The organism is Klebsiella sp. CB_Kp196, from assembly GCF_040061575.1.
Classification (GTDB): domain Bacteria; phylum Pseudomonadota; class Gammaproteobacteria; order Enterobacterales; family Enterobacteriaceae; genus Klebsiella; species Klebsiella michiganensis.
This window is the reverse complement of sequence record NZ_JBEAFH010000058.1, coordinates 1-17,593: the sequence shown is the minus strand read 5'-3', so window position 1 is coordinate 17,593 and position 17,593 is coordinate 1. Positions and strand designations below refer to the sequence as shown.

Below are 17,593 nucleotides of genomic sequence, written 5' to 3'. Positions count from 1 at the left end.
GCACTCCTGAATCATAGCGTTAGCTACGTTCATTCTGAACAGCACAACCTGTAGGGTACTCAGAATGACGTGTTAGTGTTTTTCATTGTTTTCGTTATATCTGGCACTGCATTGGGAACTGGCAGGGAAAGTATAAAAAGAGGGGCTGGCGGGCTCACCGTGCAAATACACAGCTTTCACCGGCTGAGTAAATGTGATTTATGGCGTATGCCTAATGAGATGGGGGATGGTTCACGGAAATGAAAAACCGCGCGCGTTCAGAGGCGGAAACGGCGGTGCAAAAGGCAGGAGTGTGAATCAACTCTCTTGACCCCGTGAAATAGCCCGGTAAAGGCCCTGGCATTACACAGGTTTTAAGGCAAATGCCCGAAGCCAGCCACGTGGAGAATTGGTACGATCTTTTTGACCGTTAATCTGGCTCTGGCATTGAACATCAGTAAAAAAGGAGCGCCCTCTAGTGTAGGGAGAGGGCGAAACTTTTTAATCGAGCAGCGACGCCCACTGCGTTACCCATGGGTTAGAGACGCTTTCGGGTTCCGGATCTTCGCTGGCGTCAATCATCAGCATCTCGCCAACGCGCGTGCCGCCCTGTTCCTGCAATAACGCATCAAACTTTAGGCCGCCGCCGCAGAAGTTAGCGTAGGTGCTATCGCCCAGGGCGATAATCCCATAGCGTAAATGCGGCTGATACATATCTTTGATGCCTTCGTACAAGGGCACGATACTGTCCGGTAAATCGCCCTGTCCGGTGGTCGATGTCACCACCAGCACATATCTACCGCTATACGACTCCCAGTCTTTGACCTCGGGATCCTCAAAGACTTTCGCCTGATGCCCCAGCCCGCTCAAAATAGCCTGCGCCTCTTCGGCGACCAGGAGCGAATTTCCATACATCGTGCCGACAAAAATTCCGACTTCTGCCATGACTATCTCCCTGAATTGACCTGTATCTCTTCATCCTGACCGCAGTCGTCGGCAAACTCAACCCTTTCATTTAGCGGGAGAAGGCCGCGCCAGCCAAACTGCGACAGCGCGCGCATCCAGACGTCGTCAAGACCGGCGCGAATAACCAACGGTTCGCCGGTAAAGGGATGCGTTAACGAGAGCTGGCTGGCGTGCAGCATCAGCCGATCGCAGCCAAAGTGCGCCGCCGCGCTGCGATTCTGCCGCAAATCGCCGTGTTTGCTATCGCCGATAATCGGATGGCGAAGATGGGCAAGATGGCGACGTAGCTGGTGTTTACGTCCGGTTTTCGGTTCCAGCTCCACCAGGCTATAGCGGGTCGTGGGGTAACGGCCGGTCGCCACCGGCATCTCTACCGTCGCCAGGCCGCGATAATGCGTCACCGCCGGCTGCGGGTCTTTATTTTCGCGGGCAAACTTATCGGCGATTTTATCCAGTTCCTCAACCAGCGGGTAATCAAGCACCGCTTCGTCGTTCAGCCAGCCGCGAGCGATCGCATGATAGCGTTTCTGCATTTGATGCTGCTCGAACTGCTGCGACAGCAATCTTCCCGCTTCGCTCGACAGCCCCATCAGCAGCACGCCGGACGTCGGCCTGTCGAGGCGATGGGCGGTGAACACGTGCTGGCCTATCTGGTCGCGCACGGTCTGCATCACCACCACTTTTTCATCACGATCCAGCCAGCTGCGGTGCACCAGCCAGCCCGATGGCTTGTTCACCGCGACCAGCCACTGGTCCTGATATAAAATCTCCAGCATCAGGCTTCGCCGCCGGCAAACAGCGCATCCAGCAGGACCAGTTCGGCCAGCACCCGCTCGCGCACGGGGTGAGCATTATCCAGAGCCATCTCATAATAGGGCGCAACGGCGAAGTTCTGCGGCAGCGGCGTTCCGCTTTCCAGAAGCTGGTGCATACGCGGAATCAATACCCACTGCAGCCATTCAAGCGGCTCCATGGTGTCGAGGCAAAACGGCTGTTCGCTGGCAAACGCGCGGCTATCGGGGGCACTATCCTGCCAGTGTTCCGTTTCGCGCAGCAGCGCTTCAATGGCGAGCAGGCGCTCGCGCACGCGATGGTCAAGAGTCATGGGAAACCTCGGTGAGTTAAAAACCGGCGCAGAATAGCAAATTCAGACGAGAAATAAAAAAAGGGAGCACTGTATAAAACAGTGCTCCCGGTTCGTTTTGCAGCAATCCAGCTACATTGGTGCTCCCTGCTCGTCCTTGAAAACTTTTCCTGAGGTCTCCTGACCATGTTCATCCATAAACAGTTGCATCCTGCTTTCACACCACCCCGATGCGAAATAACTCATCCTTAAGTCTGTCCTGATCTTCCTGATCCACCGAACGTCCCGCTCGGCTCTCGTTCTCCTTCCTGGAGGTGTCCTTTTACGCAATCCTGCGTTATCCTGTGCTTCATCCTGAAGCCTGTCCTTGCAACGCCATCCTGGCGGGTCCTGCAGAAGCGTCATCATCCTGATGTTCACTTCGTTTATCAACTCCCTGTCGATGTGTATAGAATCCCTGATTCCGCCCTGTCTTACAACCCTTGTTAAGACAATATCTTAAGATTAATCGTCAGTATCCTTAATGAGAAAATCATTAATCACTTGAAAAATATTATATTTCTTAAAATACAACCCCTGGAGGATCGGCTTAAATGATGACGATCTCTTACAGGTCTTGTAAGAGATCTCTCACAAAAGTTTGGGTACTGTGGATTACAGAACTGGCTTAAGGGAATTAAGGAAACTCGCAAGCGAGGGAGAAAGGGTCGTCCGTTTTCGGGTGCCGAGGGTCTCTTTGATCACTTCACCGCTCATATTACAGACCGAAATGACCTCCAGTTCGCTGTCCAGCGTGGCGATAAACAGCGTGGGCGACAGCTTCAAACGCTTTTGCACCAGCAGATGACCAATCAGGTTCTCCTGCACCCGCTGGAAATCATCCGGGCTCCAGGTTTGCAGCAGCGTCATGGTTTCATCGGCAGTTTCATCGGCAAAACGCGCCTGCATATCACCGGCAAACTGAGTGGTATAATAAGCATGAAGCGGTTGTTGTACCACAATCTCCAGCGCCCGTTCAACCGCGTCAATATTTTGTGCTAATGAAAACGGCTGCGGCTGCCAGAAAACGCCGTCATCATCCGTGCCGTTGACGCACGGCGACGGGATACCGTAAAGCTCTTCGCTGCGCGGCAGGCTGGAGCGCTGCTGCTGCCACGCCTCACAATAACGTTGGGTAAATGCTTGTAGCGCTTCTGCGGTTTGCTGGTCCACCGGTTTCTCTCTTCACGTTAGACAGGATACACTTGGCATATAGTGTAACCACTTTAACTATGGTGAAACATGTCTTCTTACGATAATCATCAGGCGCTGGCCGGCCTGACGCTCGGAAAATCAACTGATTACCGCGACACCTACGACGCCAGCCTGCTTCAGGGCGTCCCACGCAGCCTGAACCGCGACCCGCTGGATCTGCACGCCGATAACCTGCCGTTTCACGGCGCCGATATCTGGACGCTGTATGAGCTCTCCTGGCTGAACGCCAAAGGCCTGCCGCAGGTCGCCGTGGGCCACGTGGAGCTCAGCGATACCACCATAAACCTGGTGGAATCAAAAAGCTTTAAGCTCTATCTCAACAGCTTCAACCAGACGCGCTTTGCCGACTGGCAGGCGGTCGAGGCGACGCTGGCGCGCGATCTCAGCGCCTGTGCGCAAGGAGAAGTGAAGGTAGCGCTGTATCGCCTCGATGAGCTCGAAGGCCAGCCGGTCGCTCATCTGCACGGCACCTGCATCGACGACCAGGATATTGAAATCGATAATTACCAGTTCAGCGCCGATTATCTGCAGGACGCCGCGGCCGGCAAAGTGGTCGAAGAGACCCTGGTCAGCCATCTGCTGAAGTCCAACTGCCTGATTACCCACCAGCCAGACTGGGGGTCGGTGCAAATCCAGTATCGCGGGGCGAAAATCGATCGCGAAAAGCTGCTGCGCTATCTGGTGTCATTCCGCCACCACAACGAGTTCCACGAGCAGTGCGTAGAGCGCATCTTCAATGACATTCAGCGTTTCTGCCAGCCGGAAGCCCTTTCCGTTTATGCGCGCTACACGCGACGAGGCGGTCTCGATATCAACCCGTGGCGCAGCAATACCGATTTTGTGCCGGCCACCGGTCGCCTCGCCCGTCAATAGTAAACATTTTCACAATTTGCGCGCGTTAACCCGCGCGCAAGGTTGTGAAAACGCCATCAGCAGGGCTATTGTAATCACAGGAAGACGATAATCGTCCTGTAAGGAGTTCACTTGATTACACATGTTAGCCCGCTTGGTTCAATGGATATGCTGTCGCAGCTGGAAGTGGATATGCTTAAACGCACCGCCAGCAGTGACCTGTATCAACTCTTTCGCAACTGCTCGCTTGCTGTGCTCAACTCGGGGAGCCTGACCGATAACAGCAAGGAGCTTCTGTCTCGTTTTGAAAACTTCGATATTAACGTGCTGCGTCGCGAACGCGGCGTGAAGCTGGAACTGATCAACCCGCCGGAAGACGCTTTCGTTGACGGGCGTATTATCCGTTCCCTGCAGGCCAACCTGTTTGCCGTACTGCGCGATATCCTGTTCGTCTACGGCCAGATCCACAACACCGTTCGCTTCCCGAATCTCGATCTTGAAAGCTCGGTGCATATCACCAACCTGGTATTCTCCATTTTGCGTAACGCCCGCGCCCTGCACGTCGGCGAAGCGCCAAACATGATTGTCTGCTGGGGCGGCCACTCGATTAACGAAAACGAATATCTGTACGCCCGCCGCGTCGGCACCCAGCTGGGCCTGCGCGAACTGAATATCTGTACCGGCTGTGGACCGGGCGCGATGGAAGCGCCGATGAAAGGCGCCGCCGTCGGCCACGCGCAGCAGCGTTACAGAGACAGCCGCTTTATCGGTATGACCGAGCCGTCGATTATCGCCGCCGAGCCGCCGAACCCGCTGGTGAACGAACTGATCATCATGCCGGATATCGAAAAACGCCTGGAGGCGTTCGTGCGCATCGCCCACGGCATCATCATCTTCCCGGGCGGCGTGGGCACGGCGGAAGAGCTGCTCTATCTGCTGGGCATTTTGATGCACCCGTCGAACAAGTCGCAGGTTCTGCCGCTGATTCTCACCGGGCCAAAAGAGAGCGCCGATTATTTCCGCGTGCTGGATGAGTTTATCGTCCATACGCTGGGTGAAGCCGCCCGTCGTCACTATCGCATTATCGTTGACGATGCCGCGGAAGTGGCCCGCCAGATGAAAAAAGCGATGCCGATGGTGAAAGAGAATCGCCGCGAGACCGGCGACGCCTACAGCTTCAACTGGTCGATGCGCATTGCGCCGGACCTGCAGATGCCGTTCGATCCGACCCATGAGAATATGGCCAATCTTAAGCTCTATCCGGACCAGCCGGTGGAAGTGCTGGCAGCGGATCTCCGCCGCGCCTTCTCCGGTATCGTCGCCGGTAACGTTAAAGAGGTGGGTATCCAGGCTATCGAGAAATTCGGCCCGTATAAGATTCACGGCGACCCGGCAATGATGCGCCGCATGGACGATCTGCTGCAGGGCTTTGTGGCGCAGCATCGTATGAAGCTGCCGGGCGGCACCGCTTACATCCCCTGCTACGAAATCTGTTCCTGAGTTCTCTTCTGCTCTTCTCCCGGGCGGCGGCTTACGCCCCCGGGCTATTTCTCCCCGCCCGGGCGGCACTCTTTCTCCGCTTTTTCGCTTCTGCATTCGCCCGTATGCTTTCCAGATAAATCATTCCTTTTATGAATTTTTAGCATCGCCTTTACAAAAGCCAATCGTTTGCGTTTCCAAAAACTGCAATAAATATCACCAGGAAAAACGCCTTTTAACGTAAAAACGTCGAGAACTTCGCATTTTTACAGTAAAAACCTCGTTATTACGTCGCGCCACTATTCTCTCATATGCTGAAAATGATAGCCTCCGCGCCACAAATCTCTGGCTGATCACCAGAAACAGGCTGTTGGACTAAAATTGCTTACATTTAAAGTGGATTATTGCATTTGAGATCGCGATCACTGATGCATTCACCATATAAATGTATCTTCCCGCACCAATTGTTACGGAGAAAATGCCTAAAAAACCGTAAACAAACGAATTTCATATTATTTGGTCTTTTTTATTCAATAGATTTTGTTGCTTCCTCCAGGAGATACAGATGGAAACCACTCAAACCAGCACCATCGTTTCGGATGCTACCCGTAGCGGTTGGCGTAAGACGGACACCATGTGGATGCTGGGCCTGTACGGCACGGCTATCGGCGCGGGCGTCCTGTTTCTGCCGATCAACGCCGGCGTCGGCGGCATGATCCCGCTGATCATCATGGCGATTCTGGCCTTCCCGATGACCTTCTTCGCCCACCGCGGGATGACCCGTTTCGTGCTGTCCGGTAAGAATCCGGGCGAAGACATCACTGAAGTGGTCGAAGAGCATTTCGGCGTTGGCGCAGGTAAGCTGATTACCCTGCTCTACTTCTTCGCCATCTACCCGATTCTGCTGGTCTACAGCGTGGCGATCACCAACACCGTGGAAAGCTTTATGCTGCACCAGCTGCACATAACGCCGCCGCCTCGCGCCATTCTTTCCCTGATTCTGATTGTCGGCATGATGACCATCGTGCGCTTCGGCGAGCAGATGATTGTGAAAGCGATGAGCGTGCTGGTGTTCCCGTTCGTGGTCGCGCTGATGATTCTGGCCTTTTATCTGATTCCGCAGTGGAACGGCGCGGCGCTGGAAACCCTCTCCCTGAGCAGCGCGACCGCGACCGGCAACGGCCTGTGGATGACCCTGTGGCTGGCGATTCCGGTGATGGTGTTTTCTTTTAACCACTCGCCGATCATCTCCTCCTTCGCCGTCGCGAAACGCGAAGAGTACGGCCAGGGCGCAGAGAAAAAATGTTCCAGCATTCTGGCCCGCGCGCACATCATGATGGTGCTGACCGTCATGTTCTTCGTCTTCAGCTGCGTACTGAGCCTCTCCCCGGCGGATCTGGCGGCGGCGAAAGATCAGAACATCTCGATTCTGTCTTACCTGGCGAACCACTTTAACGCGCCGATCATCGCCTGGATGGCGCCGATCATTGCGATGATCGCCATCACTAAATCCTTCCTTGGCCACTACCTGGGCGCTCGCGAAGGCTTTAACGGCATGGTGATTAAATCCCTGCGCGGTAAAGGCAAGTCCATCGAAATCAATAAACTGAACAAAATCACCGCCCTGTTCATGCTGGTCACCACCTGGATTGTGGCGACGCTGAACCCCAGCATCCTCGGGATGATCGAAACCCTGGGCGGCCCGATTATCGCGATGATTCTGTTCCTGATGCCGATGTACGCGATTCAGAAAGTCCCGGCGATGCGTAAATACAGCGGCCACGTCAGCAACGTTTTCGTGGTGATTATGGGCCTGATTGCTATCTCCGCGATTTTCTACTCTCTGTTTAGTTAATATCCCTCGCGCCGCCTGACGGCGGCGCTCCCGACAGCACTGGATGCATCATGATCAGCGTATTCGATATTTTTAAAATCGGCATTGGCCCTTCCAGCTCCCACACCGTTGGACCGATGAAAGCGGGCAAACAATTCACGGACGATCTTATTGAGCGCGGGCTGCTTTCCGAGGTAACCAAAGTCGTCGTCGATGTCTACGGCTCCCTTTCCCTGACGGGAAAAGGCCACCATACCGATATCGCGATTATTATGGGCCTGGCGGGCAACCTGCCGGATACCGTCGACATCGACGCGATTCCCGGCTTTATCCAGGACGTCAACACCCATGGCCGCCTGATGCTGGCAAACGGCCAGCAGGAAGTGGCGTTCCCGGTCGATCAGTGCATGAATTTCCACGCCGACAACCTGTCGCGGCATGAAAACGGCATGCGTATTACCGCCCTCGGCGGCGAGAAGGTTCTCTACAGCCAGACGTATTACTCCATCGGCGGCGGGTTTATCGTCGATGAAGACCATTTCGGCGTGACCCGCGAGGCGCCGGTCGCCGTACCTTATCCGTATAAAAACGCCGCCGATCTGCAGCGCCACTGCCGCGAAAGCGGGCTATCGCTCTCCGGGCTGATGATGCAAAACGAGCTGGCGCTGCACAGTAAAGAAGCGCTGGAGCAGCATTTTGCCGCGGTCTGGGAAGTGATGAGCAGCGGAATTGAGCGCGGCATCACCACCGAGGGGGTTCTGCCGGGCAAGCTGCGGGTGCCGCGTCGCGCCGCCGCGCTGCGCCGGATGCTGGTAAGCCAGGACAACACCAACAGCGACCCGATGGCGGTCGTTGACTGGATTAACATGTTCGCCCTGGCGGTTAACGAAGAGAACGCCGCCGGCGGGCGCGTCGTGACCGCGCCGACCAACGGCGCCTGCGGTATCGTACCTGCGGTGCTGGCCTACTACGACAAGTTCATCCGCAAAGTGAACGCCAACTCGCTGGCGCGCTATATGCTGGTCACCAGCGCCATTGGCTCGCTCTATAAGATGAACGCCTCGATTTCCGGCGCCGAAGTGGGCTGCCAGGGTGAAGTCGGCGTAGCCTGTTCAATGGCGGCGGCCGGTCTGGCTGAACTGCTTGGCGGCAGTCCGGGTCAGGTATGCATCGCGGCGGAAATTGGTATGGAGCACAACCTCGGTCTCACCTGCGATCCGGTTGCCGGCCAGGTGCAGGTGCCTTGCATCGAGCGTAACGCTATCGCGGCGGTTAAAGCGGTCAACGCCGCACGTATGGCCCTGCGCCGCACCAGCGAGCCGCGGGTGTGCCTCGATAAAGTCATCGAGACCATGTACGAAACGGGCAAAGATATGAACGCCAAATATCGTGAAACCTCGCGCGGCGGCCTGGCAATGAAGATTGTCGCCTGCGATTAACGCCCCCCTCCCGGTATGCTGCGGCATGCCGGGCTTCTTTTCCCTGCCCTCCTCCTTCATTTATGTTATATAAATGATAATTTAGTTATTTATTAGTTATAAAGACGATTTGTTACCTTACGGAAAAACCGCTCAAGGAGAACAAATCATGCTCAGATTATCCCGCCCGGCGCTGCTGCTACTGCTGGCAGGCTTATCCGCTTCCGCGCTGGCGAAAGCGCCGGAGACCGTGAATATCGGTTATCAGAAAGCTAATATCTTCGCGCTGCTTAAATATCGCGGCACCCTCGATGAAAGCTTCAAAAAGCAGGGTATCGCCGTCCGCTGGATTGAATTTCCCGCCGGGCCGCAGATGCTGGAAGGGCTGAACGTCGGCAGCATCGACCTCGCCGCCACCGGCGATGCGCCGCCGGCCTTTGCCCAGGCGGCGCAGGCGGATCTGGTCTATTTAGCCCACTCCCCGGCGAACCCAAAAACCGAGGCCATCGTGGTGGCGGAAAACTCGGCAATTAAGAGCGTGGCCGATCTTAAGGGCAAGCGCGTGGGGCTCAATAAAGGCTCCGACGTAAACTACCTGCTGGTGACCGCGCTGGAGAAAGCCGGGCTGAGCTATAAAGATATCACGCCGGTCTATCTGCCGCCTGCTGACGCCCGCGCCGCCTTCCAGCGCGGCGCTATTGACGCCTGGGTTATCTGGGATCCGTTCCTCGCCGAAGTGGAAACGAACGCCAAAGCGCGACAGATTGGCAATGCCGAAGGGCTGGTGCCGCACTACACTTTCTACCTGGCCAGCCGCAAATTTGCCGACACCTATCCGGATACCGCAAAGCAGGTGGTGGATGAGCTGGGTAAACTGAGCGAATGGGCCAACAGTCATCAGGACGATGCCGCCGGGATCCTCTCCACCTCAACCGGGCTGGATAAGGCTATCTGGCTGAAGACGCTGGCGCGTCTGCCTTATGGTGCCGAACGTATGACGCCTGCGGTCTATAACGAACAGCAGGCGCTGGCGGATACCTTCACCCGTATCGGCCTGCTGCCGGTGAAAGTCGATGTTCGCAGCGCGACCTGGTCGCTGGATAAGCAGTAAGCCTTCCCTTCCCGGGTCGCGGCGCAGGCGCCTTACCCGGGCTACCGGCCCGCAGACGACGGTGGATCCGTAGCCCGAGCGCCGCCTCCGGGAAAAACCTCCCGCCCCACAGTTCAGCCCCTCACCCTTCGGGGAGAGGGGGACCGGCAAAATTAACTCACCTTCTCTTCACTTCCGACCGCGACCTGCGCGCCGTAGCGATAGCCTGCGCCCGGATGCGGCGCAGCCAGCCGCGGGCCGGCGCCAAACAGCTTCTCGCGCAGGGTTCCCTCGCGATACTCCTGCTTAAACACGCCGCGCTTTTGCAGCTCCGGAACCAGCAAATCCACCACGTCGCGGAAGGTTTCGTGGGTCACCGCATAGGCGAGGTTAAACCCATCGACGTCGGTCTCTTCGACCCAGGACTGCAGCTCATCGGCGACCGTCTGCGGGCTGCCGACCACCAGCGGCCCGAAGCCGCCGATCCCCGCCCAGTCCGCCAGCTTCTGCACGGTCCACTGGCTGTTCGGATCGGCGGTGGAAAACGCCTCTACCATCGACTGAATCGCGTTGGTATGCAGATACTCCAGCACCTGATCCGGCTGATACTGACCAAGGTCGATGCCGGTCCAGCCGGAGAGCAGAGCCAGCGCCCCTTCGTAGCTGACGTACGGTTTATACTCCTGCCATTTAGCCTGAGCTTCACGGTCGGTTTCGCCGACGATGACCGTCTGCATATTGAAGATCAGGATGCTGCGCGGATCGCGCCCGGCCTCCTCGGCGCGACGGCGAATATCCGCCACCGTCTTTTTCAGCAGCACTTTCGACGGCGCGCCGACAAATACGCACTCCGCGTGGCCGGCGGCGAACTGCTTGCCGCGGCTGGAGGCGCCCGCCTGATAGAGTACCGGCGTACGCTGCGGCGACGGCTCGCAGAGGTGGATCCCCGGCACCGAGAAGAAGTTCCCCTGATGGTTAATCGGGTGAATTTTTCGCGGATCGCTGAAGATCTTACGTTCCCTGTCGCGCAGCACCGCGCCATCCTCCCAGCTCCCCTCCAGCAGCTTATAGACCACCTCCAGATATTCATCGGCATAGTCGTAGCGGGCGTCGTGGTCGGTCTGCGCTTTCTGGCCAATATTACGCGCCCCGCTCTCAAGATAGGAGGTCACGATATTCCAGCCCACTCGCCCCTTGGTCAGATGGTCGAGAGTTGAAAGACGGCGGGCGAACGGATAGGGATGCTCAAAAGAGAGCGAAGCGGTCAGGCCGAATCCCAGATGCTCCGTCACCAGCGCCATCGGCGTAATCAGCGCCAGCGGATCGTTGACCGGCACCTGCGCCGCCTGGCGGATCGCCGCATCGCCGTTGCCGTTCAGCACGTCATAGACGCCCAGCACATCAGCGATAAATAGCCCGTCAAACTTGCCCCGCTCCAGCAGACGCGCCAGGTCGACCCAATACTCGAGGTCTTTATACTGCCAGGAGCGGTCCCGCGGATGGGCCCACAGCCCCGGCGACTGATGGCCGACGCAGTTCATATCAAAAGCGTTCAGACGAATTTCACGTTGTGATGACATAGCACTCTCCACGGCGCGCCCCGCTGTCGGGACGCGCGCATAATCATTAAAGGAATCAGGGGATAAAAGGCGTTCAGAACGCCGGACATCGGGCGGATTGTTTGACGCCCAGGGTCCGCAGCGCTTCGTCGGCCACGGCGGCGGCATGGTCGGCCACCTGCGGCAGCCCCATTAATTCTCCGAAATACGCCCGCGCGGCGGGTCCGGAAACCAGCAGATTGGGCGTAATCCGCCCTTCCCGGCCAATCGCCCGCGAGCGTCGATCGACGTCCAGGCCAAGGCCAAACGCATCGGCGCGAATCAGCCCACGCTGGCTCAGCTGACGCAGCAGCGGCTGGCTGTCGGTCAACCCGCCGTGCGCCGGGCCGGTGGTTAAAATAAAGTGGTCAGCGCTCACCCGCAGCGTTTCACCGCGCCGGGGAGCCAGGGTTAGCGCCAGCTTTTGCGCGTCGCCTTCCAGCGCCGTCAGCCTGGCCGCCAGCACCCGCAGGCTGCCGTCGCGCTGGCGCTGCTCAAGGACCCCGGCGACCTGCGGAGCGATACGGTAGCGGTGAACGTCCCAGTAGCTGCGCAAATGACGCAGGAAGCGCTGGCGATCGGCCACCGTCAGCCCCTGCCAGATGCTCTGCCCCTGATTACGCACCGCGTCCAGCACCACCTGCCAGGCCTGTCCCTGCTCCGCCGCGCGCTCGATATCCAGACGGATTTGCCGCAGCCGCTGGCGCAGCGTTCCGCGATCGTATTCGCCAGGCCAGGGTTCACTACTGCCGCTGAGGTTGCTGCGGGACAGCAGCCCGCGGCGTGAAAATGCCGCGATCGGCCCCCGATGGCCCAGACGCGTCAGGGTCGCGACGGTGTCCGCCATCGTCAGGCCGGTGCCCATGACCGCGACGCTCGCTTCCGGGGCGATAGTTGCCAGCACGCCCGTTCGCCAGGGGTTAGCGATGAGCGCCGGATGCGTTGCGAACGGCGTCGCCAGCAACGGCAGCGACGGCGGCGGATGGCTGATGGCCAGCACCAGCAGATCGGCCTGCAGCCGACGCCCGCCGTCGGTGACAACTTCACCATGATTAACGCTCAGCGCCTGCTCGCGCAGATGCGTCAGCCGCCCGCCGCTGGCGCGCGCCTCCTCGGCGAAACGCTGGGCGACATAGCGGCCAAACTGACCGCGCTGCGGATAGACCGCGCCGTCTGCCAGCAGGGCATGCGGGTCATCCGCAAAGGCGGGCTGGCTGCGGTACCAGCGATCGAACGCGCCCTCCTCTTCACCGGCAAGCTGCATCCGCGCGGCAGGAACGTTAATCCGATGGCTCGGTTCGGTCGTGGAGTAGGCCACGCCCGCGCCGGGCACCTCGCGCGGCTCCAGCAGCGTGACCCGCACGCCAACCGGCGCCAGGCGCAGGAGATGAATCGCCACCGCCGCACCGCTAAATCCGCCGCCGACAATCACCACGTGCGGTTCAGTTTGCATAGCCCACCGCCTTCACAAATCGGTGTAACATACGCGCCTCCTCAGCTTGCGCTGACCTGTTTCACCGGACGCTTATCGCCGCCGATGGTTTCGCCAAACGGGCCGGTATTGACGCTACGCGCCTTCGGCTGATCGTGGCCTGCCAGCGGCAATAGCGGCATGACCAGGTCAGCGAAACGATGGGCTTCTTCCAGATGCGGGTAGCCGGAGAAGATAAAGTTGGTGATACCGAGCGCCTGATATTCACGAATGCGTTCTGCCACCTGCTGCGGATTGCCGACCAGCGCCGTCCCGGCCCCGCCGCGCACCAGCCCCACGCCCGCCCACAGGTTCGGCGCAATACGCAGATTGTCGCGCGATCCTTTATGCAGCGAACTCATTCGCGCCTGGCCGGTGGAGTCCATACGGGCAAAAATTTTCTGCGCCTGGGCGATAGTTTCGTCATCAAGGTGTGAAATCAGCCGATCGGCGGCGGCCCACGCCTCCTCTTCGGTTTCGCGAACAATCACATGCAGACGAATCCCGTACTGCAACGTGCGGCCCCGCGCGGCGGCGCGCTCGCGCACTATCGCCAGCTTTTCGGCCACCAGCGCCGGCGGCTCCCCCCAGGTCAGGTAGGTATCGATTTGATCGGCGGCGACGTCGATGGCTTCCTCAGAGGAGCCGCCAAAAAACAGCGGCGGGCCGTTTTCCTGTACCGGCGGAAACAGCACTTCCGCTCCTTCCACGTGGATATGCTCGCCGTGATAATCCACCTTTTCGCCTTTCAGCAGGCGCGAGTAGACGTCGAGAAATTCGCGGGTGACCTGATAGCGTTCGCCGTGGCTGAGGAAAATACCGTCGCCTTTGTTCTCCACCGGATCGCCGCCGGTCACCACGTTAATCAGCAGCCGACCGCCCGACAGGCGGTCGAGCGTCGTCGCCATCCTCGCCGCCAGCGTCGGCGGCTGCAGGCCCGGACGAACGGCCACCAGATAGCGCAGGCGGCGGGTCAGCGGTGCCAGCGCCGAGGCCACCAGCCAGGAGTCTTCGCAGCTTTTCCCCGTTGGGATCAGCACGCCGTAGTAGCCGAGGCTGTCGGCCGCCAGCGCCACCTGCTGCAGGTAAGGCAAATCAACCGGGCGTCCGCCCTCCGAGGTGCCCAGGTAGCGGCCATCGCCGTGGGTGGGCAGAAACCAGAACACGTTGATTTTATCGTCGGTTTTTTGCGTCATTATCCATTTCCTATATAACCATATCCGATATTTATCGAAGAGTTGTTTTAATTTGGTTATATGAGTGTTAGCGATAATCGTGCCAATGGTGAATAAAAAATTAACAATATAAATTCAGTGAGTTACAGAAAACCGAACCTTACGCCGCTGTTGCAAATGCCGCAGCCAATGCGTCCGGACTGCGGCATTTGCAACAGACCGGCGAGTTAGCCCTCTGGTTTCCGTCCCCGGCACAGGATAACTTCAGGACATCAAATACCGGAGGTCACCATGCTGAATCCTGAATTTCCATCCTCTACGCCCGCGCTGATCGACCCGGCGTCAAAAGCGTTTCAGAGCCTGCTGGATAAACTGGCCCCCACCGAGGCGACCGTGCTGATTGTCGGCGAAACCGGCACCGGTAAGGAGGTCGTCGCCCGCTACCTGCATCACCATAGCCCGCGCCGCCACCGGCCGTTTCTGGCCGTCAACTGCGGCGCGCTCAGCGAAAGCCTGGCGGAAGCGGAGCTGTTCGGCCATGAAAAAGGGGCGTTTACCGGCGCGGTACAAGGCCATCCCGGCTGGTTCGAGGCGGCGGAGGGCGGCACCCTGCTGCTCGATGAAATCGGCGAGCTTAGCCTGCCGCTTCAGGTCAAACTGCTGCGCGTTCTGCAGGAGCGCGAAATCACCCGCGTCGGCTCGCGCAAGGCCATTAAGGTGGACGTGCGGGTGATCGCCGCCACCCACGTGGACCTGATGCAGGCCATCCGCGAGCGTCGTTTCCGCGAAGACCTCTACTATCGCCTGAATATCGCCCTCGTCCCGCTGCCGCCGCTGCGCCAGCGTCGCCAGGATATTCCCGTACTGGCGGACCATTTTCTCTCGCTCTACGCCCGCCGCCTGGGCCGCCCGGCTCGTCGTCTGGCCCCGGAGACGCTGGCAAGGCTGATGGAGTACCCCTGGCCGGGCAATATTCGCGAGCTGGAAAACACCCTGCATAACGCGGTATTGCTGAGTAAAGAAGAGGAGATCGGCCCCGCCCAGCTGCGGCTGACGACGCTAAACAATGAGCCCTCGGCGGCGGGCGATAATGAGCTCGACGATTTTATTCGTCGTCAGCTTTCCCTGCCGGGCGAGCCGCTGTGGGAGAGGGTCACCGGGGCGTTAATACGCGGCGCGATGGCCCACAGTGACGATAATCAAAGCCAGGCCGCGGCGCTGCTCGGTATTAGCCGCCACACGCTGCGCACGCAGCTGGCCAATTTTGGCATCATTAAAAGCCGCCGCCGTCAGGAGCCTCTCTTCGGCGCGGCGGTCAACAGCGTCTCTCGCGACCGGGAATTGCGCATCGGCTTCCAGCGCTTCGGCAATCTTGGCATCCTGAAAGCGCGGCAAAGTCTCGAGCAAGCCTTTGCCAGCCGCGGCGTCAGCGTGCTGTGGAGCGAATTCCCCGCCGGGCCGCAGCTGCTGCACGCCCTCGCCTGCGATGAGATCGATTTTGGCACCACCGGCGAAGCGCCGCCGGTTTTCGCTCAGGCGAGTAACGGCGAGCTGGTCTACGTCGCCTGGGAACCGCCCGCTCCGCAAAGCGTGGCGATGGTCGTCCCGCAGCACAGCGACATTCGCACCATTGCCGACCTGCGCGGCAAGCGTATCGCGCTGAATAAGGGCTCTAACGTGCACTGGCTGCTGCTGCATATCCTGGAAGAGGCCGGGCTGGCATTAAACGACGTCAAAGTGGTCTATATTCCGCCGAAATATCCGCTGACCGCCAGCGATTACCTGGCGGTGGACGCCTGGATGATGTGGGATCCGCTGCTCAGCGACGCGGAATATAGCGGCGAATTACGGGTTGTTGCCAGCGGCGAGGGGCGCGTCAATAATCACCAGTTCTACCTGTCGCGCCGCGACTACGCCAGCCGCAATAGCGATATCATGCAGCGCCTGTTAGCCGAGCTGGCGCAGACCGGCCAGTTTATTGACCAGCACCGGGAGCAAGCCGCCGGACTGCTCTCCGCCGAGCTGGGGCTTAACGCCGCCTCTCTGACGCGCGCCTTATCGCGCCGCAGCCATCGTCCGCGGCCGATGGATCTCAACGTGATTCGCGCCCAACAAAGTATCGCCGATCGCTTTTACGCGCTGGGGCTTATCCACAAACCGGTTTCGGTGCGCGAGGCGGTCTGGTACGGTGAAGCCACCAATAGCGATCTCGGCCTGCTGATGCACGTTGATTAGCCGGAAACTGCGAGTCATCTTCCTGATTTCCCTGGCGCCAATAGCCTCATCCGCGCGGCGATGTTACCCTGAAAGGCACTGCAATAAGAGCCTATTTATGAGGATATTCGTGGCCGTTCATCTGTTAATCGTCGACGCACTTAATCTGATTCGCCGCATCCACGCGGTGCAGGGGTCACCCTGCGTCGACACCTGCCTGCATGCGCTTGAACAGCTGGTAGTCCATAGCCAGCCAACCCACGTGGTGGCGGTATTTGATGATGAAGACCGCGGCCACGGCTGGCGACATCAGCGTCTGCCCGATTATAAAGCCGGGCGCGCGCCGATGCCGGAGACCCTCGAAGCGGAAATGCCGGCGCTGCGGGCGGCGTTTGAGCAGCGCGGGTTTCGCTGCTGGGCGCTCAGCGGCAGCGAAGCCGACGATCTTGCCGCGACCCTGGCGGTCAAAGTGGCGCAGGCCGGCCATCAGGCAACCATCGTTTCAACCGACAAAGGCTACTGCCAGCTGCTGTCGCCAACGATCCGCATCCGCGACTATTTTCAGAAGCGCTGGCTTGATGCGCCGTTTATCGCCAAAGAGTTTGGCGTGACGCCGGAACAGCTGCCTGACTACTGGGGGCTGGCGGGCATCAGCAGCTCAAAGGTTCCCGGCGTGGCGGGCATTGGGCCGAAAAGCGCCGCCCAGCTGTTAACCGATTTTCAGGATCTGGAAGGGATCTACGCGCGGCTGGCGGACGTGCCGGAGAAGTGGCGCAAGAAGCTGGAAGAACAGAAAGAGATGGCCTTCACCTGCCGGGACATCGCGCGCCTGCAAACCGATTTACAGCTGGACGGCAACCTGCAGCAGCTGCGGCTGGCACGATAGCGCCGGGCCGCGGTGCGCGCGGCTTCCCGGAGGCGATGCTGCGCATCTGTCCGGGCTACCGGACCGCAGACGGTGAGCGCATTCCCCGGGTCGCGGCTTACGCCTTACCCGGGCTACCGCAGACGGCTGAATACCCGTAGCCCGGGCAAGGCGCGTCAAGCGCCGCCCCCGGGAGCAGCGCGCAGCGTGGCACCATTTCCCCGGAGGTGATGCTGCGCATCTATCCGGGCTACCGGATCGCAGACGGTGAGCGCATTCCCCGGGTCGCGGCTTACGCCTTACCCGGGCTACCG

At 59.1% G+C, this 17,593-nt stretch carries 14 protein-coding genes; 7 read left to right on the top strand and 7 right to left on the bottom strand.

The genetic code is table 11. The features are described 5' to 3' along the window. Positions 1 to 480 precede the first annotated feature (480 nt). The 4 genes from ABLU87_RS21115 to syd all read right to left on the bottom strand — a co-directional run bounded on the left by ABLU87_RS21115 (position 481) and on the right by syd (position 3,241). Complete coding sequence (locus ABLU87_RS21115) at positions 481 to 924, bottom strand: flavodoxin (RefSeq protein WP_014226602.1); 444 nt, start codon at positions 922 to 924, stop codon at positions 481 to 483. A 2-nt stretch (positions 925 to 926) separates the two neighbouring features. After that, on the bottom strand, positions 927 to 1,721 hold the full coding sequence (gene truC / locus ABLU87_RS21110; RefSeq protein WP_014226603.1) for a tRNA pseudouridine(65) synthase TruC: 795 nt from the start codon (positions 1,719 to 1,721) through the stop codon (positions 927 to 929). Further along, complete coding sequence (locus ABLU87_RS21105; protein WP_014226604.1) at positions 1,721 to 2,050, bottom strand: YqcC family protein; 330 nt, start codon at positions 2,048 to 2,050, stop codon at positions 1,721 to 1,723. Before ABLU87_RS21105 ends, truC begins: the two co-directional genes overlap by 1 nt. A 633-nt stretch (positions 2,051 to 2,683) precedes the next feature. Continuing rightward, positions 2,684 to 3,241 carry a SecY-interacting protein gene (gene syd / locus ABLU87_RS21100; protein WP_014226606.1) on the bottom strand — a complete coding sequence of 186 codons (558 nt, stop codon included), beginning with the start codon at positions 3,239 to 3,241 and terminating at the stop codon, positions 2,684 to 2,686. Positions 3,242 to 3,310: 69 nt separating this feature from the next. Here syd and queF point away from each other — a divergent pair, with 69 nt between their 5' ends. The 5 genes from queF (at position 3,311) to ABLU87_RS21075 (ending at position 9,977) form a co-directional block, all read left to right on the top strand. Beyond that, entirely contained in the window at positions 3,311 to 4,156 is an 846-nt protein-coding gene (gene queF, locus ABLU87_RS21095; RefSeq protein ID WP_122116676.1) for an NADPH-dependent 7-cyano-7-deazaguanine reductase QueF, read from the top strand. Positions 4,157 to 4,267: 111 nt separating this feature from the next. After that, the gene (ppnN, locus tag ABLU87_RS21090) at positions 4,268 to 5,635 is read left to right on the top strand and encodes a nucleotide 5'-monophosphate nucleosidase PpnN (RefSeq protein ID WP_004853652.1); all 1,368 of its coding nucleotides are present in this window, start codon (positions 4,268 to 4,270) and stop codon (positions 5,633 to 5,635) included. Positions 5,636 to 6,179: 544 nt separating this feature from the next. Next, positions 6,180 to 7,469: an HAAAP family serine/threonine permease gene (locus ABLU87_RS21085; protein ID WP_004124376.1), complete on the top strand. Its 1,290-nt coding sequence runs from the start codon at positions 6,180 to 6,182 to the stop codon at positions 7,467 to 7,469. Positions 7,470 to 7,519: 50 nt separating this feature from the next. Further along, entirely contained in the window at positions 7,520 to 8,887 is a 1,368-nt protein-coding gene (locus ABLU87_RS21080; protein WP_032751051.1) for an L-serine ammonia-lyase, read from the top strand. Positions 8,888 to 9,035: 148 nt separating this feature from the next. Beyond that, positions 9,036 to 9,977, top strand: coding sequence for an aliphatic sulfonate ABC transporter substrate-binding protein (locus ABLU87_RS21075; RefSeq protein ID WP_014226608.1), 942 nt, complete (start codon positions 9,036 to 9,038; stop codon positions 9,975 to 9,977). Between the two features lie 152 nt (positions 9,978 to 10,129). On the opposite strand, the gene ABLU87_RS21070 is transcribed toward ABLU87_RS21075, so the two are convergent. From ABLU87_RS21070 to ssuD, 3 genes are all read right to left on the bottom strand, one after another. Continuing rightward, positions 10,130 to 11,536: an LLM class flavin-dependent oxidoreductase gene (locus ABLU87_RS21070; RefSeq protein ID WP_014226609.1), complete on the bottom strand. Its 1,407-nt coding sequence runs from the start codon at positions 11,534 to 11,536 to the stop codon at positions 10,130 to 10,132. A 73-nt stretch (positions 11,537 to 11,609) separates the two neighbouring features. Beyond that, positions 11,610 to 13,007 (bottom strand): FAD-dependent oxidoreductase, encoded by a 1,398-nt coding sequence (locus ABLU87_RS21065; RefSeq protein ID WP_122116677.1) that lies wholly within the window; start codon positions 13,005 to 13,007, stop codon positions 11,610 to 11,612. Positions 13,008 to 13,048: 41 nt separating this feature from the next. Then, a complete protein-coding gene (ssuD, locus tag ABLU87_RS21060) occupies positions 13,049 to 14,221 on the bottom strand; it encodes an FMNH2-dependent alkanesulfonate monooxygenase (RefSeq protein WP_014226611.1) in 1,173 nt (390 codons plus the stop codon). Positions 14,222 to 14,491: 270 nt separating this feature from the next. Between ssuD and ABLU87_RS21055 the strand changes: the two genes are divergently transcribed. Together ABLU87_RS21055 and xni are read left to right on the top strand one after the other, a co-directional pair. Beyond that, entirely contained in the window at positions 14,492 to 16,435 is a 1,944-nt protein-coding gene (locus ABLU87_RS21055; protein ID WP_049079281.1) for a sigma-54-dependent Fis family transcriptional regulator, read from the top strand. Between the two features lie 109 nt (positions 16,436 to 16,544). After that, positions 16,545 to 17,300: a flap endonuclease Xni gene (xni, locus tag ABLU87_RS21050; RefSeq protein ID WP_014226613.1), complete on the top strand. Its 756-nt coding sequence runs from the start codon at positions 16,545 to 16,547 to the stop codon at positions 17,298 to 17,300. Positions 17,301 to 17,593: the final 293 nt, after the last annotated feature.